This window comes from Reinekea marina, assembly GCF_030409715.1.
GTDB lineage: Bacteria > Pseudomonadota > Gammaproteobacteria > Pseudomonadales > Natronospirillaceae > Reinekea > Reinekea marina.
In genome coordinates this window covers 2,054,163-2,079,254 of sequence record NZ_JAUFQI010000001.1, presented here as the reverse complement: position 1 = coordinate 2,079,254, position 25,092 = coordinate 2,054,163, and the positions used below count along the sequence as shown (strand labels likewise).

Genomic DNA, 25,092 nt, shown 5'->3' with positions numbered 1-25,092 from the left:
AGGGCAATATGGCAAAAGAAGATGTAATTGAAATGGAAGGTGAAATCTTAGACACCCTTCCAAATACTATGTTCCGCGTTAAATTAGAGAATGGGCACGTTGTTACGGCTCATATATCCGGTAAAATGCGTAAAAACTATATTCGTATTTTAACTGGAGACAAAGTTAAGGTTGAATTAACACCTTACGACCTAACAAAAGGCCGCATTGTTTACCGCGCTCGCTAGTCTCTTCTGCAAACCCAAAAAAAAGCACCGAAAAGGTGCTTTTTTTGTGTTTAAACGAAAGCCGTTAAGCTTCCGTTAGTTCGTCTTCGCAAATCAAGCTGAGCTCACCATCTACAATGGTAATCTTAGCTGTTCCACCTTGCGCTAACGAGCCGAACAAAATGAGATCAGCCAGTGGACGCTTAATTTTCTCTTGAATCAAGCGAGCCATTGGACGCGCGCCCATTGCAGGGTCATACCCTTCAACGGCCAACCAATCGCGGGCACTCTGATCAATATCAAGCTGCACACGTTTATCGTCTAACTGAGCCTGCAACTCAACCAAGAACTTATCAACCACACTGAGCACTACATCTTGTGTAAGCGGTTTAAACTGCACAATGCCGTCTAAACGGTTTCTAAACTCAGGTGTGAACGTTCGATTGATAACTTCCATTCCATCGGTGCTGTTATCTTGAGTTGTGAAACCTACCGAGCGACGACCCATTTCTTGAGCGCCCGCGTTACTGGTTAGGATTAAAATCACATTCCTAAAATCAGTCTTACGACCGTTACTGTCGGTTAACGTGCCGTGATCCATAATTTGAAGCAGTAAGTTAAAAACATCTGGATGCGCTTTTTCGATCTCATCGAGTAACAGCACACAGTGTGGATGCCTATTTACTCCGTCGGTTAATAGTCCACCCTGGTCGAATCCAACATACCCTGGAGGCGCACCAATCAAACGAGACGCAGTGTGGCGCTCCATATACTCAGACATATCAAAACGAATCAGTTCAATTCCAAGAGATTCAGCCAATTGCTTCGTCACTTCGGTTTTACCGACACCGGTCGGGCCAGAAAACAAGAAAGAGCCAATAGGTTTATCGACCGACTTTAACCCAGCTCTAGAAAGTTTTATCGCCGCTGATATGTTTTCAATTGCATCATCTTGGCCGAATACTGTCATTTTTAAATTGCGCTCTAAATTCGACAGCATTGTTTTATCGTCTTTATTCACTGATTTGGCTGGTATGCGAGCTATAGAAGCAACGACCTTCTCAACATCGACGACGCCAATCGATTTTTTACGCTTACTAACAGACTTTAATCGCTCTGCTGCGCCGGCTTCATCAATGACATCAATCGCCTTATCTGGCAAGTGACGATCAGTTATGTACCTGTCGGCTAATTCAGCGGCCGCTCTCAATGCTCCATCGGTGTAACGTAAGTGATGGTGATCTTCAAAACGAGATTTCAAACCCTTTAAAATTTTATAGGTTTCAACGACAGAAGGTTCATTAACGTCTATTTTTTGAAAGCGACGAGCCAATGCCGAATCTTTCTCAAAAACACCTCTAAATTCTTGGTAAGTTGTAGAGCCCATACAACGGAGCTCTCCGGAACTTAACATGGGCTTTAGTAAATTGGAGGCATCCATAACCCCACCGGAGGCAGCGCCAGCTCCAATAATGGTGTGAATTTCATCGATAAACAGAATCGACTTTTCTCGTTTTTTCAATTCGGCCAATAACGCTTTTAATCGCTTTTCGAAATCTCCACGGTATTTAGTGCCTGCAAGCAGAGCGCCTAAATCGAGAGAGTAAACTTGCGCATCGAGCATTATGTCGGGCACATCTTTATCAATAATTCGTTTGGCCAAGCCTTCCGCTATGGCCGTTTTACCGACACCGGTTTCACCAACTAATAATGGGTTGTTTTTACGGCGGCGTGATAAAATTTGAACGACACGATCCACTTCATAGTCGCGCCCGACCAGAGGATCGATACGCCCGCTGGCGGCCACTTCATTCAGGTTCGAGGCAAAACTATCCAGAGGGTTAGCTGAGCCTTCAGCGCCGCCCTCTTCGCCTTGCTGCTCGGTATTAAAGTCTTGGCTGCCCATTTCATCTGATTGAACTTTACTAATACCATGAGCAATGTAATTAACGACATCAATGCGAGACACACTTTGCTGTTTCAAAAAGTAAACCGCTTGACTCTCTTGCTCGCTAAAAATAGCCACTAATACATTGGCCCCGGTTACTTCTTTTTTGCCCGATGACTGCACATGAAAAACAGCACGCTGCAATACACGTTGAAAGCCCAGGGTTGGCTGAGTTTCCCGCTCTTCATCTTCTTTAGGAATCAGCGGCGTCGTTGAATCTATAAATTCAACTAAATCTCGCCTTAATTGCGGTATATCTGCAGCACAAGCACTTAACACATCTGCTGCAGCATGATTATCTAACAGCGCAAGCAGCAGGTGCTCAACCGTCATAAATTCATGACGTTTTGCACGTGCCTCTTTAAAGGCACTGTTGAGGGTCAACTCTAAATCTTTACTTAACATGGTAATCACCTTTCCTCAACGATTGCTTAGTCGTCTAAGCGTTCAACCTCACACAGCAGCGGGTGCTGGCTTTCACGCGCAAAATCATTAACAAGAGCTGCTTTTGTTTCGGCAATGTCTTTAGTATAGACCCCACATACACCTTTGCCTTGAGTATGTACGGCTAACATAACTTGAGTGGCTTTTTCTCGATTCATTTGGAAGAACTGTTCGAGAATTAATACCACAAACTCCATTGGAGTATAGTCGTCATTTAGTAAAACAACCCGATAAAGTGACGGTTGTTTGGTTTCAGGCTCAGAATGCTGCACAGCGATTGAGCCCTCATCATCAAATGATGGATTATTGTCACCTGATAACTTTGTTACAAATTCTAGGCCAGAAGGCTGTACCGTTGCTGAATTCATTGTCTTTCTATTTTTGAACATTGTTTAGTAAACCTAGCTAAAGAAACCGAGCCATTCAATTAAAACAGCATTATTTTGATCCAATCTACAATTGTAACGTGTACTCCGTCATAAGTCGTTAAATTGGGGTTGACTTCAAACTTTCAACGGTATTGTATAAGGTTTCTTAAATTAATCGCTCACTAACTGAACGGGTGTTCAGTTAAATCGCGGTTAACTAACGAAGTTTGTTGACGATTCGGTTGTAGTTGTACGATGTCGGCAGTGACTTTTACATTCAGTATCGTAAGGGGTCCGCTATGCCAGTAGGGAAAGTAAAATGGTTCAATAATGCCAAAGGGTTTGGTTTCATCGTCTGCGATGAGCATAAAGAAGATTTATTTGCTCATTTTTCGACTATCCAAATGGAAGGTTATAAAACGCTTAAAGCTGGACAAGATGTCGAGTTTGAAACAGTGAAATCAGACCGAGGAATTCACGCTGTAAATATTCAGCTAATCGGCGCTGAGCAAAGCACTGAAACAGCGCATGTACCTGCCGAGGAAGTTAAAGAGCCTTCTTGACCAAATTATATAAAAAAGCCCGGCAATAGCCGGGCTTTTTTTTAAAGCTAAAAACTCTACTTAATTAACTCCAATGCAGAGTTTAGGGTTTTGCTTGGCCGCATAGCTTTCGAGACTAACTCAGCATTTGGCTGGTAATATCCATCCATATCAACTGGCAAACCTTGAACACTATTAAGCTCTTCCATGATCTCATCTTCTTGAGAAACCAACGTTTCGGCAACCACAGCGAATTGCTTCGCAAGCTCAGCATCTTCTGTTTGCGCGGCTAATTGCTGCGCCCAATACGTTGCCAAATAGAAGTGACTTCCACGGTTATCAATTTCTTTCACTTTACGTGAAGGGCTCTTATTTTCTTCTAGGAACTTAGCCGTGGCTGCATCCAGCGTTTTGCCTAAAATAAGCGCTTTTTCATTGCTGAAGGTTTTACCTAAATGCTCCAGAGAAACCGCTAAGGCCAAAAACTCGCCTAACGAATCCCAACGAAGGTGATTTTCTTTAGCAAATTGCTGAACGTGCTTAGGTGCAGAACCGCCTGCGCCAGTTTCAAACAAGCCACCGCCATTCATCAATGGTACAATTGAGAGCATCTTTGCAGAGGTACCCAACTCTAAAATTGGGAACAAGTCTGTAAGGTAATCACGCAATACGTTACCCGTTACAGAAATAGTGTTTTCACCTGCCTTCATACGCTTAAGAGTATACTCAGTGGCAGCAACAGGCGCCATTATCTGAATATCTAAGCCTTGCGTATCATGATCTTTTAAGTACGCCTCAACTTTCGCTATAAGTTCTGCGTCGTGCGCTCGGTTAGCGTCTAACCAGAAAACTGCTGGCCATCCTGTGTCTTTTGCGCGCGAAACGGCTAGCTTCACCCAATCTTGAATTGGAGCATCTTTCACCTGGCACATACGGAAAATATCGCCTGCTTCTACAGGTTGCTCTAGTAAAACTGAACCATCTGTGTCTACAACCTTTACGGTTCCGGCGGCTTCCATTTCGAACGTTTTATCATGAGAACCGTATTCTTCAGCTTTTTGAGCCATAAGACCGACGTTCGGTACAGTACCCATGGTACGAGGATCAAAAGCGCCGTTTTCTTTACAGAAATCTATGGTGGCTTGATAAACACCCGCATAAGAGCGGTCAGGGATTACAGCTTTAGTATCTTTTGGCTGACCATCAGGCCCCCACATACGGCCCGACGTACGAATCATCGCAGGCATTGAAGCATCGATAATTACATCACTCGGTACATGTAAGTTGGTAATACCATTGTCTGAGTCAACCATGGCCATTTCTGGCGAATTTGCATAAACAGCTTCAATATCGGCTTTTATTTCAGCCTGCTTTGCTTCAGGTAAAGATTCGATCTTTTTATAAAGATCGCCAATACCGTTGTTAACATCAACACCTAATTCATTAATGGTGTCTGCGTGCTTCTCAAAAACATCTTTATAGAATACAGAAACCGCATGACCAAATATAATTGGGTCGCTGACTTTCATCATGGTGGCTTTCATATGTAAAGAGAACAGCACATCTTTCGCTTTTGCATCTGCAATTTGCTCAGCAATAAACGACTGTAAAGCGCCTGCTTTCATCACTGAACAATCGATGACTTCTTTAGCTATTAGGTTTAAACCTTCTTTTAGCGTTTTAACGCTGTTATCTGCACCGTGAAATTCAATATTTACTTGAGTATCAGAGGCTAAAGTTGTCGCTTTTTCGTTGCTGTAAAAATCACCATCTGTCATGCTAGAAACATGAGTTTTAGAGTTTTTATCCCATGCACCCATGCTGTGCGGATTATTACGTGCATATTGCTTCACAGAACCTGGCGCACGTCGATCTGAGTTACCTTCACGCAAAACTGGGTTTACTGCACTGCCTTTAATTTTGTCGTAACGAGCCTGGATGTCTTTTTCTTCATCCGTTTGAGGGTCGCTCGGGTAATCAGGTAATGCATAACCTTTTGCTTGAAGCTCTTTTATGCAAGCAATTAACTGTGGCATCGACGCGCTGATGTTAGGCAACTTGATAATGTTAGCATCGGGCTCTTTAGCTAATGCGCCCAACTCTGTAAGAGCATCGCCAATTCGCTGTGATTCCGTAAGGAACTCTGGAAAATTAGCAATAACTCGACCCGCTAATGAAATATCGCGCGTCTCTACTTCTACCCCGGCCGCTTTAGTGAACGCTTCTACGATAGGCAATAACGAATAAGTCGCTAGCGCTGGCGCTTCATCGGTTTGGGTATAAATAATTTTGGCTTTATTATCAGTCATAAAACTTCCTGTGGTTGTATTTTTCGCTCCAGAGTAGGTGTCATCTGGATGCTTACGCTAAGAACGCTTATAATTTTCGCGACGCATTATATCAGTTGTTCAATTGAAAGTAATTCAACTGAAGTATGATATTTGCATTACTTTTCCGTATACGTTCATGATTTCCCATAAAAAGAGACCGGCGTGCCGACATATTTACTGCTTAACAAACCTTTCCAAGTGCTGACCCAATTTACCGACTCTGAAGGCCGAGAGACGCTAGCAAAGTACATCTCAACGCCCGGCATCTACAGCGCTGGTAGACTCGATTATGATTCTGAAGGTTTACTGTTGCTGACTGACGACGGTGCACTAACGCACGCCATGATGGATCCAAAACATAAAGTCCCTAAAACCTACTATGCGCAAGTAGAAGGACTACCCTCAGACGAGAGTCTCCTTCAACTACAAAGCGGTTTAGAGCTTAAAGATGGCATAACAAAGCCTTGCGAAGCTATGATTGTAGATGAGCCAATTTGGCTTTGGGAGCGTAATCCACCGATTCGTGAGCGAAAAAATATACCCACCTCTTGGATCAAACTTACCATTACAGAAGGTAAAAACAGGCAAGTTAGAAGAATGACTGCAGCAGTTGGGCACCCAACGCTCAGGTTAGTTCGCTTTTCGATAGGTAAATTGAGATTGGATGACCTAAAGCCCGGCGAAAGTCGAATAATCGACAAACAATTATTATCAGATAACGGTATAAAGTGGAAAGCTAAAAAAAGCAGCCCTAAGACTGCTTTCACGTCTAAAAAGCCACCTAAACGACCGGATCAACGTCGGCATCGTAGTCGACCGAATCAAAACCAAAGCCGAACAAACGGAAAAACTCAGCCTGATAACCCGAAAAATCGGTAATTTCGTCAAGATTCTCCGTATTTACTTGAGCCCATATTTCGGCAACTTTTTGTTGCACATCATCTTTCAGCTCGTTGTCTTCCATTCGAATTCGACCAACATCGTCTAAATTCAATTCACTCTGACCGTAGAGCTGATCATCCAGCAGCCCGAAAATCTGCTCAATACAGCCTTCGTGGGTGCCATTCTCCTTCATAACTTTATAAAGCGCTGAAATATACAACGGCATAACAGGAATGGCCGAGCTAGACTGAGTAACAAGCGCTTTCAAAACAGAAACATAGGCCTTACCGCCCTTTTCTGCTTCTAGTTTTTTAGAGATGGCTTTTGCCGCTCGATCTAAATCTTCTTTTGCTTTACCAATGGTTGCTCCGCCATAAATTGGCCAAGTTAGTTCGCGACCAATATAGGTATAAGAAGTTGTTATCACGCCCGGTGCAAGAACATCAGCTTGTGCCAGAGCGTCCATCCACATCTCCCAGTCTTCACCGCCCATCACTTTAACGGTATTGGCAATTTCTTCTTCGGAAGCTGGCTCTAGAGTGAGGTCAGATACGACTCTTGTATCAGTATTGAGATTCTTACGAGTTACGGCTTCTCCGATCGGCTTCAAGGTTGAAGAGTAAACTTCGCCTGAGTTAGGGTCTTTACGCCGAGGAGCGCCCAAAGAATAAACAACAAGGTCGACTTGCCCCATATTTTCTTTAATTTCAGCGATCACGCTTTCTTTTGCTTCATTCGAAAAGGCGTCAGCATTAAGTGACTTTGCAAACAACCCTTTTTCTTGTGCGGCTATTTCAAACGCTCGGGTATTATACCAACCGGCTGAGGCAGCGCGCCGTTCAGTAGGCTCTTTTTCGAACATAACCCCTAAGGTATTTGCACCGAACCCAAAAGCACTGGTAATTCGAGATGCTAAGCCATAACCATTTGAGCAACCAATGACCAACACGTTTTTCGGCCCTTCTTTGCCAGATTTATGTTGCTCAACGTAAGCGATTTGCTCTTTAACATTTTCAGCACATCCCTGTGGGTGAGCTGTCGTGCAGATAAATCCGCGAACTTTAGGCTTAATGATCATATGGAAATCCTGTTTTCTATGGGTCAATATTTCTTAATGCTTAAGAAATGAGTTTACTGTGTTCTGAACACTAGTTTAAAGGAGTTAAATTCAAATATTCACTCATCAATTGCAAAAGACTTGTGAATGCTGTGATAAAATCGCTTGAAGTCTGAAGTTCAAGACCCATTTAACCAAACTTAATCGAATATTTCACTTCACTTGGAGCCTTATTGTATGAGCTTAAACGCATCCACCAAAGTTATTGTCGGTATGTCTGGCGGAGTCGATTCGTCCGTTACTGCGGCATTATTGCTGGAGGCAGGTTATCAAGTGGAAGGTTTATTCATGAAAAACTGGGATGAAGACGATGGTACCGAGTATTGTACAGCTAAGGAAGACTTAGCCGATGCTCAAGCGGTATCGGATAAACTCGGCATTCACTTGCATACGGCAAATTTTGCTTCTGAATATTGGGATAATGTTTTTGAACACTTCCTAGAAGAGTACAAAGCGGGCCGAACTCCGAACCCCGATATTCTGTGCAATCGTGAAATAAAATTTAAAGCATTTTTAGATTACGCGATGGCGCTGGGTGCAGATAAAATAGCCACTGGGCATTACACAAGAACCCACACGGTAGACGGTAGAGCGCAGCTTTTAAGAGGCCTAGACAACAACAAAGATCAATCGTATTTTCTGCATGCTGTCGGTCATTCCCAATTAGAGAAAACGCTCTTCCCTGTTGGTGAACTCGAAAAGCCTGCGGTCAGGGCCATCGCAGAGAAGTATCAATTGGCGACTGCAAAAAAGAAAGACAGCACCGGGATATGCTTCATTGGCGAGCGACGATTCAGCGATTTTTTGAAACAATATATTCCGGCACAACCTGGCGACATTCAAACTGAATCGGGCGATGTTATTGGGCAGCACCAAGGGCTTATGTACTACACCATTGGGCAGCGACAAGGCTTAGGCATCGGCGGTACAAAATACGGCGAAGCGCCTTGGTTTGTCAGCGCTAAAGATTTAGAGAATAATCGCCTCATTGTTGTTCAAGGAACAGACAATGAAAGCCTCTTTACCAACCATTTAAGCCTTTCTAATATCTACTGGGTAGATGAAAAAGAACCTAAACTGCCTATAACTGTTGTTTGTAAACATCGCTACAGACAGCCGGATCAGGCTTGCACTCTGTCTAAGTTAGAAAATGGTCAATTTCAAGTCGACTTTGAAGAACCGCAAAGAGCGATTACAGCGGGTCAATCGGCCGTTTTTTACGACGGCGAGGTATGCTTAGGCGGTGGTGTTATAGAAGCTACCTGGAAGTAATATCATGTATCGCTGCTCATCGCTGTAAAATAATAACTGAGGATTGTTAATTAGATGTCAACAAACGACAAACACCAAGCGCTTGCATTGTCAGGTGTCTTTCAAGCAGCTTATTTAGTCGACAAAATCGCAAAAGACGGTCAAATCAATAAGGACCTTCTCGAACATGCCGTTAAAACAATTTTGACTTTAAACCCAGGCTCTTATGAAGAACTGTTTCCTGACTATGCCCTATTTCAAAATGGGTCTGAGCAATTGAACAATGCTCTGTCTAAAAACGGCCAAGGCATTAACAAAGAAGTACTTCAATACGCCATGTCTATTGTGACCGTTCAAGGAAAGCTCTCTAAACGTAAAGAACTTATGTCTGAATTAGCCAATGGTTTAGACAGAGCGGTAGACCAGCAAGCTTACTTTAATGATTATTTGCATGAGTCTATTCTTGCATCGACGGCCTCTTGCTACCAAAACAGTGTAAGCAAGTTAAATTTTCGAATCCGTGTTACCGGCAACCCAAACCACCTAAAAGACTCTAAAGTAGCCGATCAAGTTCGAACCTTATTGCTTTATGGCGTTCGATGCGCGCTATTATGGCGACACTCTGGTGGACGAAGATGGCATTTCTTAACCAGCCGAGCAAGATTACAACGTGCTGTTAACGCCCTTTCTCAACTGGCCTAATTCATAATTTTCGGTATAATCGCCGCGCTTTTAAAGTCTACATTTACCTTCGCAAGGCAAACTAAATGATGGAACTCTCTGCACTAACGGCAATATCTCCTATTGATGGGCGGTATGGCAACAAAACGGCTTCACTTAGACAATATTTCAGTGAATTCGGCTTAATTCGATACCGAGTAGAAGTGGAAGTACGTTGGCTTCAACAGCTTTCAAACCACCCGAGCATTACCGAACTCCCCGCCTTTAGCGCAGAGGCCAATCAATATTTAGACTCAATCATCGAAAACTTTTCAGAAAATGATGCTCAGTCGATAAAAGACATCGAGAGTACAACCAACCATGATGTAAAAGCCGTAGAGTATTTTCTAAAAGATAAACTTGCCGCGCACGATGAGCTGAAAGAACATCAAGAGTTTGTTCATTTTGCTTGTACTTCGGAAGACATCAATAATTTATCTCATGCGCTTATGCTAGCAAATGGCATGAAAACAGTGGTTTTACCGCAGTTGCGCGAAGTATCTTCAGCGATTAAAACTGTCGCTCGGGAGCTTGCTCACATTCCAATGCTCTCGCGAACTCATGGGCAAACGGCTTCTCCGACAACCGTCGGCAAAGAGTTTGCTAACGTAGCGTATCGATTAGACCGCCAAATTAAGCACATTGAAGCTATTGAGTATCTTGGCAAAATAAATGGCGCGGTCGGAAACTATAATGCACATTTAGCCACCTACCCTGAAATTGATTGGGAATCCAACGCCAACCTATTTATTGAATCTTTAGGCCTACATTGGAATCCGTATACTACCCAAATTGAGCCTCACGATTACATTGCTGAGCTTTATGATGCTATCGCTCGATTCAACACCATTGTTATAGATTTCGACCGGGACATTTGGGGCTATATCTCTCAAGGTTACTTTAAGCAAAAAACCATTGCGGGTGAAGTTGGCAGCTCAACAATGCCGCATAAGGTTAACCCAATCGACTTTGAAAACTCAGAAGGTAACCTAGGCATTGCTAATGCCGTTATGCAGCATTTAGGTGCTAAACTGCCCATCTCTAGATGGCAACGAGACCTTACCGACTCCACAGTATTGCGAACAATGGGCGTAGGCTTAGCACACAGCTTAATAGCTTACCAAGCCACCCTTAAGGGCATTAGCAAGCTACAGGTGAACGAACAGCGCCTTGCTCAAGACTTGGATAACGCTTGGGAAGTGATGGCAGAGGCCATCCAAACCGTAATGCGACGCTACAATATAGAAGAACCCTATGAGAAACTTAAAGCGTTTACGCGCGGCAAAGCTATTACAAAAGACATGATGATAGATTTTGTTAATCAATTAGATCTTCCTGAGCAAGCTAAAAAAGATCTTTTAGCTATGACCCCCGCGTCATACATCGGCAACGCCATCGATCAAGCGAAACGCATTTAACCGTTTAACCTCTGCGTAGGCGTTAGCCTAGCGCAGGGGAACTCACTTCTTTTCGCTCTATCCGCACAAGTACTCAAAGACTGCTAATATTAACTTAATCTATTGAATAGGCATTCATCGTGACATTGCAAAATTTCGATATTGACGACTTTCTTAAAAACTATTGGCAACAATGCCCTGTGCTTATTCGCGGGGCGTTACCAGAAGCCGAAACTTTATTGTCGGGTGATGATTTAGCAGGGTTAGCGACAGAGCCGAAGGTTGAGTCTCGAATCATCAGCTTGGATCGAGCCAGCGAGAAATGGTCACTGAAGAATGGTCCTTTTGATGATGATATATGGTCCAATTTAGGGGAAGAAGACTGGACGCTGTTGGTTCAAGCGGTAGACCACTGGGATGATGACATGGAGTCTTTGCGCAACGCCTTCTCTTTTTTACCTTCATGGCGTATTGACGACATTATGGTGAGCTTTGCAACGAAAGGTGGTGGCGTTGGACCTCACTTTGATCAATACGATGTCTTTCTTATTCAAGGTGAAGGCCGACGTGAATGGAAGATCGGACAATTATGTAACGATGAAAGTGAATTAATTGAAAATTTACCTGTCAAAGTTCTATCTACATTTGAAGAACAGGAGTCCTGGGTGTTAGAGCCAGGCGATATGCTTTATCTTCCTCCGGCTCTGGCACACTGGGGCACTTCAGTAGAGAATAGCATTACTTATTCTGTTGGCTTTAGGGCGCCTTCAAAAGCCGAAGTCATGATAGATTTTGGCCATTTTTTATCCGACCACTTAAACGATTTTCAACGTTACAGTGACGCTGGAATCGAGAATAGACAAAGCGCCTCAAGTGAAATTAAAGAATCGGATATACAAAGAATCCAGTCAATTATTAGAGAAATCAGTAACGATAAATCACTGATTTCTAACTGGCTCGGCCAATACATGACCGAACCTAAATACGATGATACGGCGGTAAACAGTGGTGATTGGAATTTTGATCGATTTATGGAGCACTGGCAATCACACGCACTCATAAAAAACTCAGCTAGCCGTTTTGCTTACTACGAAAACCGCTTACTGGTCGATGGCAATGAGCTTGAACCTTGCCCTGCACTGGTGAGTCAAATAATAGATAGCAGCCAAGCATTTGAATACAGCACAGTATTGGCCACCAAAGACAAGCATTTACCGAGTGTTTTTTGCACTCTCGTTAATTTGGGAGCTTTTTACTTTGAAGAAGATATTTGAATTTAGTATCGCAATAGCCGCTGTTCTTGCGGCTCCTTGCTTATTTGCCAGCAATCTATTCATTTATATATCACCCACTGGCGAACGCATAGTAACCGATCGACCGATAAATCTAACAGGTTACGAACTTGAAAATAACCGGTTAAATGCGAACACAGCTGGTACTGCGTTACGCTATCAAGATAATGAAAAGAATAGAGCTCTCATTGAAAAGCACATTAACAATGCAGCCTACTTATACGGTATAGACTCAGAGCTTATAAAGGCTGTCATCAAACAAGAATCGGCATTTAACATTCAAGCTAAATCTCACAAAGGCGCAATTGGGTTAATGCAATTAATGCCCTCTACCGCAGCGATTTACAATGTTAAAAATATCTATGATCCAAAAGAAAATATCTATGCAGGAACAAAGCACCTTCGGTACTTGCTTCGAAAGTACAACAATACTCGACTGGCTTTAGCGGCCTACAACGCAGGGGAAGGCGCTGTCAGACGGTATAAGGGTATTCCACCCTTCCCAGAAACTCAAAATTACGTTGCTAAAGTGGTGGGATACTACAACCAGTATCAAAAACTAGCGACGCGATAGCGGCACTCTATATGTTAATGGATAATGTGTCGCTCTTCTTCTACTTCTTCGGCTTCAAAAGAACCAGTTGCCACCTCTACACCGGCTCCGATCATTGCCTTGGCAACATCGTGAATTAGCTCACCTAAGTTTTCTTTAGCGTCAGCCGAAAATTGAATTTTCACTAGCGGCGCAGATTCTTCATCTGAACTACGTAATACGTAAGAACCATCGGCTAACTGTGCTATTTCCCAAACTTTTTCCATAACCACTACTTAATACTTAGCAATATTCGTTTTGGATTCGTAAGCTTTCTACCAACCCATTAAATTGTTCAAACCAGCCATCTAAATCTAGCAACAATTGACCATGCGACTCTTTAACTATCATGGCTGGAATATTCGCACGTGCATTTTGTGCGTTATAAGCCAAGAGTTTCCAAGCTTTATACCAACTGTTTATCCAATGATTAGAGTCTTGCATGGCGCTGCATAATTCAGCTTGTAATGGCGATAAATTACCCTTGGATGAGATGTTTTTTACAAAGGATGTAAAATCAGAAAACTCTATTTCTACACTTGGATTCTCGTACGACTTTTCCTCTTCCAATAACTGTGCAAGAGCCCTATTTAGCATTAAAACGAAGGCTAACTCTAAGGTGCTTTTTACATCAGCCTCAGCTGTTTCATGCCATTGCCTCAGCAGCACCTTAAGGTGCTTTTGAAGCAAGTTTGTAGAAGCCGTTGCACTGAGCATCAGTAAGTCATTCTAAAGCCAAGATGGACCGTTGAATCTACCAGTCCAGTTTCGGCTTCTCCAGATATGTCGTACTCGCCGCGTAAATCGTGATAACCTAAAAACACTCTTGCTTGAGGCAGAACTTTGTAAGTCACACGTGCCACAAGCTCATTAGCCGACGTTAAATCACCAAAACTTAAAATACTGGGTGAAAAGTAAGCCTGTCCTTCAAAGCCTAAACCATTCATAAAATCGGGTTGCCAGCGAACAAAGCCGCCCACCCCTAAACCTACGGCAAAGTCTGCAACGGTGTTGCTTAACCCCATCGCTTTAAACCCAATTCCGCCAATCATTTCTTTGTTGGCCATTGTTGCATCTACGGCGTTAAACCCCGCCAAAATAGCCGAACTTTGGTTTGTTTCATTGTAAACACCGCCTACAGTAAAGTGCGCACCGGTTCCTACCATGGCTGCATCGTGCTCAATACGTACCGAAGTATTTGATAGCCCGAAGTCAATTGCGCCGCCAGCGAATGCCGAGCCGGCCATTAGTAGAGCCGCGGTGCCTGTAGCAATTTTATAAAACATGGTTACTTCTCCAAAAAACATGCCGCTATTGTAACGAAACAATAGCGGCATGAGTAGGCTTGCGAAAAGACAATCTATGCAGACATCTCAAGCAATAGTTTATTTAATCTTGAAACAAAACCAGCCGCGTCACTCAATTGTGTACCTTCGGCTAAACGGGCTTGCTCAAGTAAAATACTGGCTAAATCTGAAAAACGCTCTTCGTTTTGTTCAGATTCTAATCGTACTACTAATGGGTGTTCAGGGTTTAATTCCAGAATAGGCTTTGAATCTGGCACCTGCTGCCCTGCTGCCTCCATAATACGGCGCATTTGAGCACCCATGTCGTTATCGCCAACTACAATACACGCTGGGCTTTCGACTAAGCGATGCGTCATGCGAACATCTTCAACTTCGTCTTTAAACTCAGCTTTAATACGCTCTAAGAGTTCTTTGTGCTCATCATTGGCCTTTTCCTGAGCTTTCTTCTCTTCTTCTGTTTCAATATCACCAAGATCCAACCCGCCTCGAGCCACATCGACGATTTGCTTGCCATCAAAATCTTGTAAGTAGCCCATTAACCACTCATCAATTCGATCAGACAATAACAACACTTCAATGCCCTTCTTGCGGAAAACCTCTAAATGCGGACTGTTTTTCGCAGTTTGGTGATTATCGGCGCAAACATAGTAGATTTTCTCTTGACCTTCTTTCATGCGCTCAATATAAGCCGATAGAGATTGATCTTGTTTACTCTCTCCAGTATGAGTGGTTGCAAAACGCAATAACTTGGCTATTTTTTCTTTATTAGCCATGTCTTCCGACGGACCTTCTTTTAATACTTGGCCAAACTCATCCCAAAACGCCTGGTATTTCTCTGGCTGTTTTTTAGCCAGCTTATCCAGCATATCTAGAACGCGTTTAACTAAGGCCGTTTTAATGGACTCAATAGTACTGTCGCTTTGCAAAATTTCTCGAGAAACGTTCAACGGTAGGTCATTTGAATCAACCACACCTTTAATAAAGCGCAAGTACAGCGGTAAGAATTGCTCGACATCGTCCATAATAAAGACGCGATTCACATATAGCTTCAGACCACGTACTCGTTCACGATTCCACATATCAAAGGGTGCTTTTTCAGGCACATATAACAAGCTTGTGTAATCTAGCTTACCTTCTACTTTGTTATGGCTCCATGTCACTGCATCGCCGTAATCGCTGGAAATATGATGATATAACTCTTGATATTCTTCATCTTTTATTTCACTTCGTGCACGAGTCCACAAGGCTTGAGCACTGTTAACATTTTCCCACTGAGGCGCTTCTACTGTTTTATCATCTTCTTGATCGGCTGGCTTATCTTCCAACATTTGGACCGGTACAGAAATGTGGTCCGAATATTTTTTAACCAAGCTGCGTAGGCGCCACGAATCCGCAAATTCAGTTTGATCGGCTTTTAAATGAAGGACTAACTTGGTGCCACGGCTAGGAAGTTCGACATCGGCTAGAGTAAACTCGCCTTCTCCTTCACTGCTCCAATGTACACCTTCTTCTGCAGAAACGCCTGCTTTACGGGAATACACATCGACTTTATCGGCAACAATGAAAGAAGAATAAAAACCTACTCCAAATTGGCCAATTAACTGAGAATCTTTCTTTTCATCACCCGATAGATTTTTTAAGAAATCTGCCGTACCCGATTTAGCAATAGTACCTAGGTTATTGATGACATCTTCGCGAGTCATGCCAATACCATTATCTTCAATGGTTAAGGTATTGGCCTCTTTATCCGAGCTGATGCGAACCCGAAAGTCGGCTCCATCCGCTAATAAAGAGTCATCTTTTAATGCTTGAAAGCGCAATTTATCGCAGGCATCCGAAGCGTTGGACACCAGCTCTCTAAGAAAAATCTCCTTATTCGAGTAAAGAGAGTGAATCATGAGATGCAGCAATTGCTTTACTTCTGTTTGAAAGCTGAGCGATTCTTGATTTGTTTCAGACATTTTTCCATCCTAATTAATACTGAACGTTATACTAGGCTCCAGATTTGGGGCTCTCAGAGAATATTTCAAGGGTTGATTTGTTTTTTAAATGGAATTGATGCCCATTTTCTTTTGTTTTTTTCTCCATTCGGGCACACTCAACCCTCTAAAAAAATAATTATTTGCTAGGAAGCATTGAATGAACAACCAAGCTGCTACTCAACCTGTTAAAAAACGCGAAATATTTGGCTGGGCCATGTACGATTTTGCCAACAGTAGTTACACCACTGTTGTTGTCACTTTTATCTACAGCGCCTTCTTTGTCTCCTATATTGTGCCGCCTGAACTCGCTCACATGAAAAACACCTTTTGGTCGCTCGCTGTCGCCATTTCAACTACGTTAGCTATATTTCTTGCTCCGTTGGTCGGAGTATTGTGCGATTACAGCGGAAAAAAGAAAAAATATTTGGCGGTTTGTACCTTCATATCAATCTTTTCTACGGCAGCGCTATTTTTTGTGGGTCCAGGCAGCCTTTGGTTTGGTTTAACTTTATTAGTATTGAGCAACACCGCTTGGATGCTTTCTGAATCATTTATTGCTAGCTTTTTGCCGGAATTAGCGACCGATAAGAACATGGGAAAAGTCAGCGGAATTGGCTGGGGTATTGGATATGTCGGCGGCCTTTTAAGCTTACTGCTAATGGCGAGTTTTATCACGGCCGATAAAATCACCGATTACGATCTCTTTGTAAGTCAAAATCAAATGGCGATGGTCTTTATCGCCCTGTTTTACTTTCTTGGCGCACTTCCTACCTTTTTGTTTGTAAAAGAAAGAGCAACTCCGAAGCCAGGCTTTGAACAAGCTAATTTTAGTGTTTTGTTTCGGGCCGCCGTTGCTAGAATTTTAGACATGAAAAACATCATTAAAGACTACCCTGTCCTGTTTAAATTCTTCCTGGCTTTTATGATGTACAGCGCCGGAATAGCGGTTGTTGTAAAGTTTTTTGGCATTTATGCTCAAGAAGAAATTGGTATTAACGGCACCGCACTATTACTCATTGGTGCAACCTTGCAAGTAAGTTCCATGCTTGGTGCAGTAGGGTTTGGCTTTATCGAAGACAGAATTGGCTCAAAGCAAACCATTTTTCTAAGCCTAGGATGGTGGATAGCTGGAATTTTGGGCATTTACTTCCTAGACCCACTTGTGACCTTAACTGGCATGGAAATCAACAACCTCTTCGTTGTAGTGGCTTTTATTGCAGGCAGCGCAATGGGCGCTACTCAATCTGCCAGTCGCGCAGTTGTAGGGTTACTGGCCATGCCTAAAGACTCTGCTTTATTGTTTGGACTGTGGGGAACCTTTGGTCGCTTTGCCATTATTATCGGTATGACCTTTGGACCAATCAGCGACGCCATTGGACGTCACAGTGGCCTGTTATTTATTCTCGTCTATTTTGTGATTGGTGGCATAATGCTGGCATTAGTCCCATTAAATCAAGCTTTGCACAAGAGACACGGATAAAGTGACTTTCGGCTTGGGAGATTCACTTGAAATACCCAAGCCTTGAACGCATCATTTGAGTACATCAAGTATTTATAGGTCTTATTTTGCTACATATTCAAATTAAACAACGTCCACCTTGGCAACGAGCTATTTTTTTAGTGATTTCACTCGTTGTTGTCGCAGCTTTATTATGGATTGGTCTCATTGTTGTCATAGGCCTAGCGGTGCTTGCCATTATTGTTGCTATTGCCAATAAAATAAAAATAGCGATTACCGGCAAACCACTGTTCAAAACACCCTCTCATTTTCATCGCTACCAATCACAGTTTAAAAGTGGAGATGTTATTGAAGGGGAAGTTGTTTCTCCTAAAGATCCTAAAGACGATTAAGGTTATTTCGTTAACCAGCCAATAAATACGCATCAATGGCGTGATGCGTTATTTTCTTCTTCATTGGTGATATGCTTCAATTAAAAAAGAAGTAATACACCTTGAAACTCTCAACTACCCCTAAAACAAAGCCTCAATATTGGTCTCGGCATAGTAAATCGTGGCTCATGGCGGTGGCTTTGTGTATGTTATCTATTCTTATAATTTTGCAATTTGGCTATGCTCGCGCTTTAGCACGCCTTACCATTGCCACAGAACAAGACGTCAATCATCAACTTGAGCTTCAAGTTCAAATTTTGGAAAGTCATCTAGAAAAGTTTCGCCTTTTACCCGTTCTTATGGGGCAGCATGGCGATAAAACTAAATGGATACCTTCAAGCAGTAATCTGACTCAAACTGAATCTTGGTTAAGGCAACTGAACTATATTTCTGGCGCTTTTGATACTTTGATTCTAAATGAACAAGGACACATTCTGGCTTCGGCACAATCACTCAGTAGGTCAATGTATAGTGAAAACGTCCTAAAGCAGCTTGCCAGCTCGCCACTTGAGGCTAAATTGGGTCGCCAACATTTAACCATTGAAGATAACCAATCGCTGTATGGATTCTCTTCTCTGTATCGACTCAATAATTACCCAGAAAGCATTCTGGTCTTTATGGTTAACTTAGAGCCAGTGGCACAATCATGGGCAATAGCTACGGCCAATTTGATAGCAACCGACAGCAACAACCAAATCGTGATGGCCAGCGACCAACAACTCATAGGCAAAAAGCTCCTTAAAACTGAACAACTCAAAGAAACAAACCATCACGTTATCAGCCATATCGATCTCCACACGCTAGGCTGGACGGTTTCAGCACAATCCTATATTGATAAACAATCAATCATTCGGTTCACCCTTCTCAGCTCGCTGCTTATCTGTTTTATTATTATTGGCATCTTCACACTGATCACAAAGCGACGAGAGAAATTATTATTAATTCAACAAAAAGAAATCCAACATGCACAAGAACTCGAACACGAAATTGATGTGAGAACGGCTGAGTTAAGAAATACTAACGAGCGCTTAAGAAAGGAAGTATCTGAACGAATCTTAACCGAACAACAATTAAAAACCACGCAACAAGAGCTCATTCATTCCGCTAAGCTGGCGGCTATAGGCCAAATGAGCACTAATTTAAGCCATGAATACAATCAACCCTTGGCAACAATGCGTACTTATGCTGAAAATGGACTAAAGTTTTTAAGGCTCAATAAGTATGAACAAGCGATGGATAATTTTGAACGAATAATACAACAAACCGCACGTCTTGGTGATCTTTCAAAAACATTAATGTCTTTTGCACGTAAACCTTCTGAAAAACAAAGCATTGTAAATATGTACGCCTGTGTAGAAGAAGCATTTATGTTGGTACAACCTCGAGTTAAATCAAAAAAAATTATTTTAAAGCACCAAGTACCGAAAACCGCGAAGGTTTATGGCAATGCGATTCAACTGAGCCAAGTGATGCTTAATTTACTCAGTAACGCTATAGATGCGGTAACCGATGCGCAGCATCATTTAAGTTCACCTCAGGTTTTAGTGAGTTTTCAAATAACTGAAGCGTATATAGACATATCAGTAGAAGATTCAGGAGACGGCATAGACTCAGCTAACCGAGACTCTATATTCGAACCATTTTTTACATCAAAGAAATCTGGAGCCGGCCTAGGATTAGGGTTATCCATCGTTAAAGACATCATTAAATCTCATGGTGGCAAAATAGTTACCCGTCAATCACAATTAGGTGGGGCTTGCTTTACTATTTCCCTTCCAAACAATAATCACAATTAAGTGAAGAGCACTGAATAACAATGACAAGAACAACAGAATTATCGGTTCAAGCGACTATCTGGCTTACGGATGATGACAATGATTTGATCCATGCGCTTCAACAGGGGTTGGAGCTAGAAGGGTTTAACGTTCGAACAGATCTTGCTGCGCGAGAAATTCTTTCACACCTATCAAGTGATTCATTCAGTGTGGTGATCAGCGATATTATGATGCCAGATTTGACCGGAATGGATTTTCTATCGAAAGCCATTGAAATAGATTCCGCCATTCCTGTAATTCTAATGACCGGTCATGGCGATGTACCGTTAGCGGTTGAAGCGATTCAAAAAGGAGCTTATGATTTTCTCGAAAAACCCTTCCCTATTTTAAGCTTAGTCGAAGTTGTTAAGCGCGCAATTGAGAAAAGACGTTTAGTATTAGAAAATCGAAGCTTACGAGAAACTATTGATGATCATAATCCTATCAGTCAGCGCCTAGTCGGCAGATCACCAAAGATGGCTTTACTGCGCGAACAAATTTTAGCCCTGTCTACGACCAATGTAGACAGCCTAATTATTGGAGAAACAGGGTCAGGAAAAGAAGTTGTGGCTCGAGCCATTCACGATTTCTCTCAAAGAAAAGAAAAACCCTTTGTAGCCATTAATTGCGCAGCCATACCCGCGGATATCATTGAAAGTGAATTATTCGGTCATGAACAAGGAGCGTTTACGGGAGCGACAAAAAAGCGGATTGGTAAACTTGAGTATGCCGCGGGCGGTACAGTATTTTTAGATGAAATCGATTCAATGCCTTTGGATTTACAAGCAAAAATTTTACGAGCGATTGAACAAAGGACGATTGAACCGTTAGGTTCTAATAAATCCGTCAATCTAGATGTAACCTTTATAGCCTCCACCAAAGAAGACCTAGAAACCCTTTCCAACAACCAAGAGTTTCGAATGGATTTGTATTACCGTTTAAACGTAATACGTTTCAATATTCCGCCTCTACGCGAGCGGACAGAGGATATTCCCTTGCTATTTTTTCACTTATCAAGGATTGCAAGAAGCAAATACCGCAGAGATATACCAGAAATATCACCTAACTTAGTAGATCAATTATGTAGATACCCTTGGCCGGGTAACGTTCGCGAGTTAAGAAACTACGCAGATCGGTTCGTTTTGGGCATGTGGAACGGTTTTATTGAAACTAGAGAAGAGTCCCAATCGGGTGACTTAGCCACACGCCTTCAGCAATATGAGAAAACAGTCATTGAACACGAATTGATAAAAAATGGCGGCTCTCTAAAAGAAACCTATTTATCCTTAGGGTTATCTCGCAAAGGTCTCTACGACAAGATTAAAAGACTGGCCATTCAGACAGATCAATTGATTGATCCACAAGACATGATGGGTAGCTAGCTACCCACTAGCTATCATCGATCTGCTGTTCATGTGTCATCTCCTACACATGAAATGGATCTTTAATCATGAGTAGCCCTACTTCTTCGTATGTATTAGCTGTTTGGCACACCTATTGCTATTTTACTTTCCAATTCCGCGCTTCGAACCAGTTGCACGGTTTTGTTAAACAAAAACAATAAATCAATAAGGGCAATTCAATGACTATTAAAAAACTAGCACAAGTTTTGGCTACCGTTACCTTTGGTGCTACCGCTTCTTTAGCTGCTGCGAACTGCGACCCAGGTGAAACTGTTGTAAAGCTGAGCCACGTAACGGGTGGCACAACGCACCCTAAGGTAGTTGCGTCAAACAACTTCGCAGAGCGTGTAAACAAAGAACTCAATGGTAAAATGTGTGTAGAAGTATACCCAAGCAGCACCTTGTTTGGTGACAGTAAAGAATTAGAAGCACTTTTATTAGGTGATGTTCAACTTTTAGCGCCTTCGCTCTCCAAATTTGGTTCTTATACTGAAAAATTCGGTGTGTTTGACTTGCCGTTTATCTTTAAAGACATTGATGCTGCCATTCGCTTTACACAATCGAAAGAAGGCATGGGCTTACTCAATGAAATGGAAGATGTAGGCTTTGTAGGTTTAGGTTATTGGATGTCGGGCATGAAGTACTTCTCAGCCAACAAACCATTAATAGAACCAACGGATGCGAAAGGGCTAAAATTCCGAGTACAAACATCCGATGTTGCTAAGGCAATGATTAAAGCAATGGGCGCGTCGCCACAACCTATGGCGTTCTCAGAGGTTTATGGCGCGCTTCAAACTGGCGTTGTAGATGGTCAGGAAAATACTTGGTCGAATATTTATACTAAAAAATTCTTCGAAGTTCAGGACAGTGTCACGGAAACCAACCATCAATTATTGGCATATTTGTTCATGACCTCTCGTGAGTTTTTAGATAGCCTAGATGATGATGTTCGCGAGCAATTTATCGCCATTGCTAATGATGTCACGCTTCAAGCTAACCTAGAAGTGAAAGAAAAAGAAGCCAATAACCGTCAGAATATTTTAAACGGCGGTGGTGTCATCAACGTATTAAATGCAGCCCAACGCGAAAAATGGGTGAATGCAATGAAACCTGTTTGGAAACAATTTGAAAAAGCCATCGGTAAAGACTTAATTAACGCCGCTGCAGGCTCTTAAGTAATTCTATGACTATAGGCTGCGATACTTATTGCAGCCTATTCCCACCGGTTACAACTAAAAATTTAAACCGTCATTACTTTTTGCAATCCAACCGCTAACGAGGAGCAGCCATGTCGAGTTATTGGCCTCACATAACGTTACTTTGCCTCGTAGCCGCTTTATGGCTACTTGAGCTTAGATTTTACAAAATCATGCATCGACTAGAAGAAAACTTCTTGGTGTTAATTATTGTTTCAATAATGGCCGTATCATTTGGTCAGGTTATAGCACGATACGGTTTTAATACCGGTTGGTCAGCCGCACTAGAATTTAATACGCTGATGTTTTCATGGTTAATTTTGTTTGGAATGAGCTATGGCATTAAAACAAACCTACATTTGGGAGTAGACATTGTACTCAAAGCACTTCCTAAACCAGCGGAAAAAACACTCAGTTTATTTGGTGCCGTATGCGTAATAGCCTACGGCTTAATTTTACTCGACAGCACTTGGGTTGCCATGCTGGGAGTTGATGTACGTGGCGGTGCCATTGAATACTGGGCGAAAATGTACAAAATTGGTATTGGCGCTGAAGAACTGCGCTACCCCGCTTGGGCTCAAGAGCTATTCGGACTTCAACACCGCGTTCATCGTTGGGTTGTGTTACTTGCCTTACCACTAGGCTTAGCCTTACTAGTCCTAAGAGGAACACAAGCATTTGTAGACATTTTAACGGGCAAGCGAGCAGCACTCATCAGCGCACATGAAGCTGAAGAATTAGTTGAAGAAAATAAAAATATTTTGGCGGGAGACTAATGTGGAAGCTTTAATTTTATTCACAATGGTGTTGGGTTTACTATTTGCCGGCGTGCCGGTCGGTATTTCGTTAGGTCTTTCCTCCATTTTGTTTGTAACGTTTATTTCTCACGACTCTTTATCGTCTGTAGCTATCTCATTATTCGGGGTTGGAAACCACTATACCTTACTTGCCATTCCTTTCTTTGTGCTTGCTTCAGCATTCATGTCGACGGGGGGCGTTGCAAAAAGGCTAATAGATTTTGCTATTGCGTCCGTCGGGCATTTCCGTGGTGGCTTGGCAATGGCTTCTGTGCTTGCCTGTATGATGTTTGCGGCTTTATCTGGCTCTTCTCCTGCAACCGTTGTCGCTATTGGCTCTATCGCTATTGTAGGAATGCGCCAAGTCGGCTACAGCAAAGAATTTGCGTCAGGGATCATTGCTAACGCAGGAACACTGGGCATATTAATCCCACCTTCTATCGTCATGGTCGTTTACGCTGCAGCAACAGATGTTTCTGTTGGGCGAATGTTTTTGGCCGGTGTAATTCCCGGCATCATAGCGGGTTTAATGTTAATGATTGCCATCTACATTGTTGCACGGCGCAAAAACTTGCCCGCTGAAGAATGGAAAGGATTACTCCATTGGTTACACGCTGGAAAAAAAGCCGGTTGGGGCTTGTTTTTAGTCGTGATAATAATGGGGGGTATTTACGGAGGAGTATTCACCCCAACTGAAGCGGCCATCGTTGCAGCAATCTACGCAATGATCGTTGCACTTTTTGTGTATCGTGATATGGGACCTTTATCTGGCGTTCCTTGGGTAGAAGATTCTGATTCTGAAATTGCAAAACTTGGTTTTCAAGCGACAACGTACGCGGTGTCTTTCTTTATCGTTTCAGCAATCCTTACATTCTTCGCAGTTGGGAATTCTGAGTTAGGCTTTCAAAGTAAACACACCATTACGTTAACAATCATAAGCCTAGTTTTAGGCGCAGCTTATTTTCAGTGGCGTAAATTCAGCGGTGCTAGGCTATTACCGGCCTTAGGTGGTGCTACTACCATTTGGCTACGCAACTTAGGGTTATTAGCGCGCAACTTTTTACCAGGCATATTCGGTGGGCAGTCAAGGGATGTCATTCTTGAAGGCACCAAAACGACGGTCATGTTAATGTTTATTATAGCTAACGCCCTATTGTTTGCTCATACGTTATCAGCTGAACGCATACCACAACTTATAACCGAATGGATGCTCGGAATCGGATTTAACTGGTTTACATTCTTGATTGCCGTAAACATTTTACTGCTTATTGGCGGTCAATTTATGGAACCATCAGGGCTTTTAGTCATTGTTGCTCCTGTCGTGTTCCCAATTGCTATGGAGCTAGGAATAGACCCTATCCACCTTGGAATTATGATGGTAGTAAACATGGAGATAGGCATGATTACACCACCCATAGGATTAAACCTTTTCGTCACCTCCGGAATAACTGGCATGAGTTTATCTCAAGTTGTTAGAGCCGCCCTGCCATTTGTGGGCGTATTAATGATTTTCTTAATTCTCGTCACTTACGTACCCATTATATCTACTTGGTTACCCTATTTAATTATGGGACCAGAGTTGATAGTTAAGTAACTTTTAATAAGGTGAGTTCT

The 25,092-nt window shown here is 42.5% G+C and carries 24 protein-coding genes; 15 read left to right on the top strand and 9 right to left on the bottom strand.

Going from position 1 to position 25,092, the window contains the following annotated elements; translation table 11 throughout:
- Positions 1-8 precede the first annotated feature (8 nt).
- Positions 9-227, top strand: coding sequence for a translation initiation factor IF-1 (gene infA / locus QWZ13_RS10980; protein WP_215999621.1), 219 nt, complete (start codon positions 9-11; stop codon positions 225-227).
- Positions 228-291: 64 nt separating this feature from the next.
- On the opposite strand, the gene clpA is transcribed toward infA, so the two are convergent.
- The 3 genes from clpA to QWZ13_RS10965 form a co-directional block, all read right to left on the bottom strand.
- Complete coding sequence (clpA, locus tag QWZ13_RS10975; RefSeq protein WP_290281807.1) at positions 292-2,559, bottom strand: ATP-dependent Clp protease ATP-binding subunit ClpA; 2,268 nt, start codon at positions 2,557-2,559, stop codon at positions 292-294.
- 26 nt (positions 2,560-2,585) lie between these two features.
- Entirely contained in the window at positions 2,586-2,987 is a 402-nt protein-coding gene (clpS, locus tag QWZ13_RS10970) for an ATP-dependent Clp protease adapter ClpS (protein WP_290281806.1), read from the bottom strand.
- A gap of 161 nt (positions 2,988-3,148) precedes the next feature.
- Positions 3,149-3,334 carry a hypothetical protein gene (locus QWZ13_RS10965; RefSeq protein WP_290283444.1) on the bottom strand — a complete coding sequence of 62 codons (186 nt, stop codon included), beginning with the start codon at positions 3,332-3,334 and terminating at the stop codon, positions 3,149-3,151.
- On the opposite strand from QWZ13_RS10965, the gene cspD reads away from it, so the two are divergent.
- Entirely contained in the window at positions 3,266-3,529 is a 264-nt protein-coding gene (gene cspD / locus QWZ13_RS10960) for a cold shock domain-containing protein CspD (protein WP_290283340.1), read from the top strand. The two genes, QWZ13_RS10965 and cspD, sit on opposite strands and share 69 nt — an antisense overlap.
- 56 nt (positions 3,530-3,585) lie before the next feature.
- Here the strand turns inward: cspD and QWZ13_RS10955 are convergent, their stop codons facing one another.
- On the bottom strand, positions 3,586-5,817 hold the full coding sequence (locus QWZ13_RS10955; protein ID WP_290281805.1) for an NADP-dependent isocitrate dehydrogenase: 2,232 nt from the start codon (positions 5,815-5,817) through the stop codon (positions 3,586-3,588).
- Between the two features lie 183 nt (positions 5,818-6,000).
- On the opposite strand from QWZ13_RS10955, the gene QWZ13_RS10950 reads away from it, so the two are divergent.
- The gene (locus QWZ13_RS10950; protein WP_290281804.1) at positions 6,001-6,717 is read left to right on the top strand and encodes a pseudouridine synthase; all 717 of its coding nucleotides are present in this window, start codon (positions 6,001-6,003) and stop codon (positions 6,715-6,717) included.
- On the opposite strand, the gene fabV is transcribed toward QWZ13_RS10950, so the two are convergent.
- A complete protein-coding gene (gene fabV / locus QWZ13_RS10945; protein ID WP_290281802.1) occupies positions 6,620-7,798 on the bottom strand; it encodes an enoyl-ACP reductase FabV in 1,179 nt (392 codons plus the stop codon). The two genes, QWZ13_RS10950 and fabV, sit on opposite strands and share 98 nt — an antisense overlap.
- Before the next feature lie 216 nt (positions 7,799-8,014).
- On the opposite strand from fabV, the gene mnmA reads away from it, so the two are divergent.
- The 5 genes from mnmA to QWZ13_RS10920 all read left to right on the top strand — a co-directional run bounded on the left by mnmA (position 8,015) and on the right by QWZ13_RS10920 (position 13,071).
- On the top strand, positions 8,015-9,109 hold the full coding sequence (gene mnmA, locus QWZ13_RS10940) for a tRNA 2-thiouridine(34) synthase MnmA (protein ID WP_377362096.1): 1,095 nt from the start codon (positions 8,015-8,017) through the stop codon (positions 9,107-9,109).
- A gap of 54 nt (positions 9,110-9,163) precedes the next feature.
- Positions 9,164-9,790: a high frequency lysogenization protein HflD gene (gene hflD, locus QWZ13_RS10935; RefSeq protein WP_290281800.1), complete on the top strand. Its 627-nt coding sequence runs from the start codon at positions 9,164-9,166 to the stop codon at positions 9,788-9,790.
- 68 nt (positions 9,791-9,858) lie between these two features.
- Complete coding sequence (gene purB, locus QWZ13_RS10930) at positions 9,859-11,226, top strand: adenylosuccinate lyase (protein ID WP_290283339.1); 1,368 nt, start codon at positions 9,859-9,861, stop codon at positions 11,224-11,226.
- 119 nt (positions 11,227-11,345) lie between these two features.
- Positions 11,346-12,479 (top strand): cupin domain-containing protein, encoded by a 1,134-nt coding sequence (locus QWZ13_RS10925; protein WP_290281799.1) that lies wholly within the window; start codon positions 11,346-11,348, stop codon positions 12,477-12,479.
- Positions 12,463-13,071, top strand: coding sequence for a lytic transglycosylase domain-containing protein (locus tag QWZ13_RS10920; protein ID WP_290281798.1), 609 nt, complete (start codon positions 12,463-12,465; stop codon positions 13,069-13,071). Before QWZ13_RS10925 ends, QWZ13_RS10920 begins: the two co-directional genes overlap by 17 nt.
- A gap of 14 nt (positions 13,072-13,085) precedes the next feature.
- Here QWZ13_RS10920 and QWZ13_RS10915 read toward each other — a convergent pair whose 3' ends face one another.
- From QWZ13_RS10915 to htpG, 4 genes are read right to left on the bottom strand one after another with little or no spacing between them, the layout of a single operon-like run.
- Complete coding sequence (locus tag QWZ13_RS10915) at positions 13,086-13,316, bottom strand: hypothetical protein (protein WP_290281797.1); 231 nt, start codon at positions 13,314-13,316, stop codon at positions 13,086-13,088.
- A gap of 16 nt (positions 13,317-13,332) precedes the next feature.
- On the bottom strand, positions 13,333-13,806 hold the full coding sequence (locus QWZ13_RS10910) for a hypothetical protein (protein ID WP_290281796.1): 474 nt from the start codon (positions 13,804-13,806) through the stop codon (positions 13,333-13,335).
- Complete coding sequence (locus QWZ13_RS10905) at positions 13,806-14,426, bottom strand: YfaZ family outer membrane protein (RefSeq protein WP_290281795.1); 621 nt, start codon at positions 14,424-14,426, stop codon at positions 13,806-13,808. The genes QWZ13_RS10910 and QWZ13_RS10905 overlap by 1 nt, the downstream gene beginning before the upstream one ends.
- A gap of 23 nt (positions 14,427-14,449) precedes the next feature.
- Positions 14,450-16,357 carry a molecular chaperone HtpG gene (htpG, locus tag QWZ13_RS10900; protein WP_290281794.1) on the bottom strand — a complete coding sequence of 636 codons (1,908 nt, stop codon included), beginning with the start codon at positions 16,355-16,357 and terminating at the stop codon, positions 14,450-14,452.
- A 178-nt stretch (positions 16,358-16,535) separates the two neighbouring features.
- On the opposite strand from htpG, the gene QWZ13_RS10895 reads away from it, so the two are divergent.
- From QWZ13_RS10895 to QWZ13_RS10865, 7 genes are all read left to right on the top strand, one after another.
- On the top strand, positions 16,536-17,858 hold the full coding sequence (locus QWZ13_RS10895; protein WP_290281793.1) for an MFS transporter: 1,323 nt from the start codon (positions 16,536-16,538) through the stop codon (positions 17,856-17,858).
- A gap of 86 nt (positions 17,859-17,944) precedes the next feature.
- Positions 17,945-18,229 (top strand): hypothetical protein, encoded by a 285-nt coding sequence (locus QWZ13_RS10890; protein ID WP_290281792.1) that lies wholly within the window; start codon positions 17,945-17,947, stop codon positions 18,227-18,229.
- Positions 18,230-18,330: 101 nt separating this feature from the next.
- On the top strand, positions 18,331-20,064 hold the full coding sequence (locus QWZ13_RS10885) for a sensor histidine kinase (RefSeq protein WP_290281791.1): 1,734 nt from the start codon (positions 18,331-18,333) through the stop codon (positions 20,062-20,064).
- 20 nt (positions 20,065-20,084) lie between these two features.
- On the top strand, positions 20,085-21,464 hold the full coding sequence (locus QWZ13_RS10880) for a sigma-54-dependent transcriptional regulator (RefSeq protein ID WP_290281790.1): 1,380 nt from the start codon (positions 20,085-20,087) through the stop codon (positions 21,462-21,464).
- A 200-nt stretch (positions 21,465-21,664) separates the two neighbouring features.
- Positions 21,665-22,660 (top strand): TRAP transporter substrate-binding protein, encoded by a 996-nt coding sequence (locus QWZ13_RS10875; protein WP_290281789.1) that lies wholly within the window; start codon positions 21,665-21,667, stop codon positions 22,658-22,660.
- A gap of 113 nt (positions 22,661-22,773) precedes the next feature.
- The gene (locus QWZ13_RS10870; protein ID WP_290281788.1) at positions 22,774-23,457 is read left to right on the top strand and encodes a TRAP transporter small permease; all 684 of its coding nucleotides are present in this window, start codon (positions 22,774-22,776) and stop codon (positions 23,455-23,457) included.
- Between the two features lies 1 nt (position 23,458).
- Positions 23,459-25,072, top strand: a complete 1,614-nt coding sequence (locus QWZ13_RS10865) for a TRAP transporter large permease (RefSeq protein WP_290281787.1) — start codon at positions 23,459-23,461, stop codon at positions 25,070-25,072.
- Positions 25,073-25,092 lie beyond the last annotated feature (20 nt).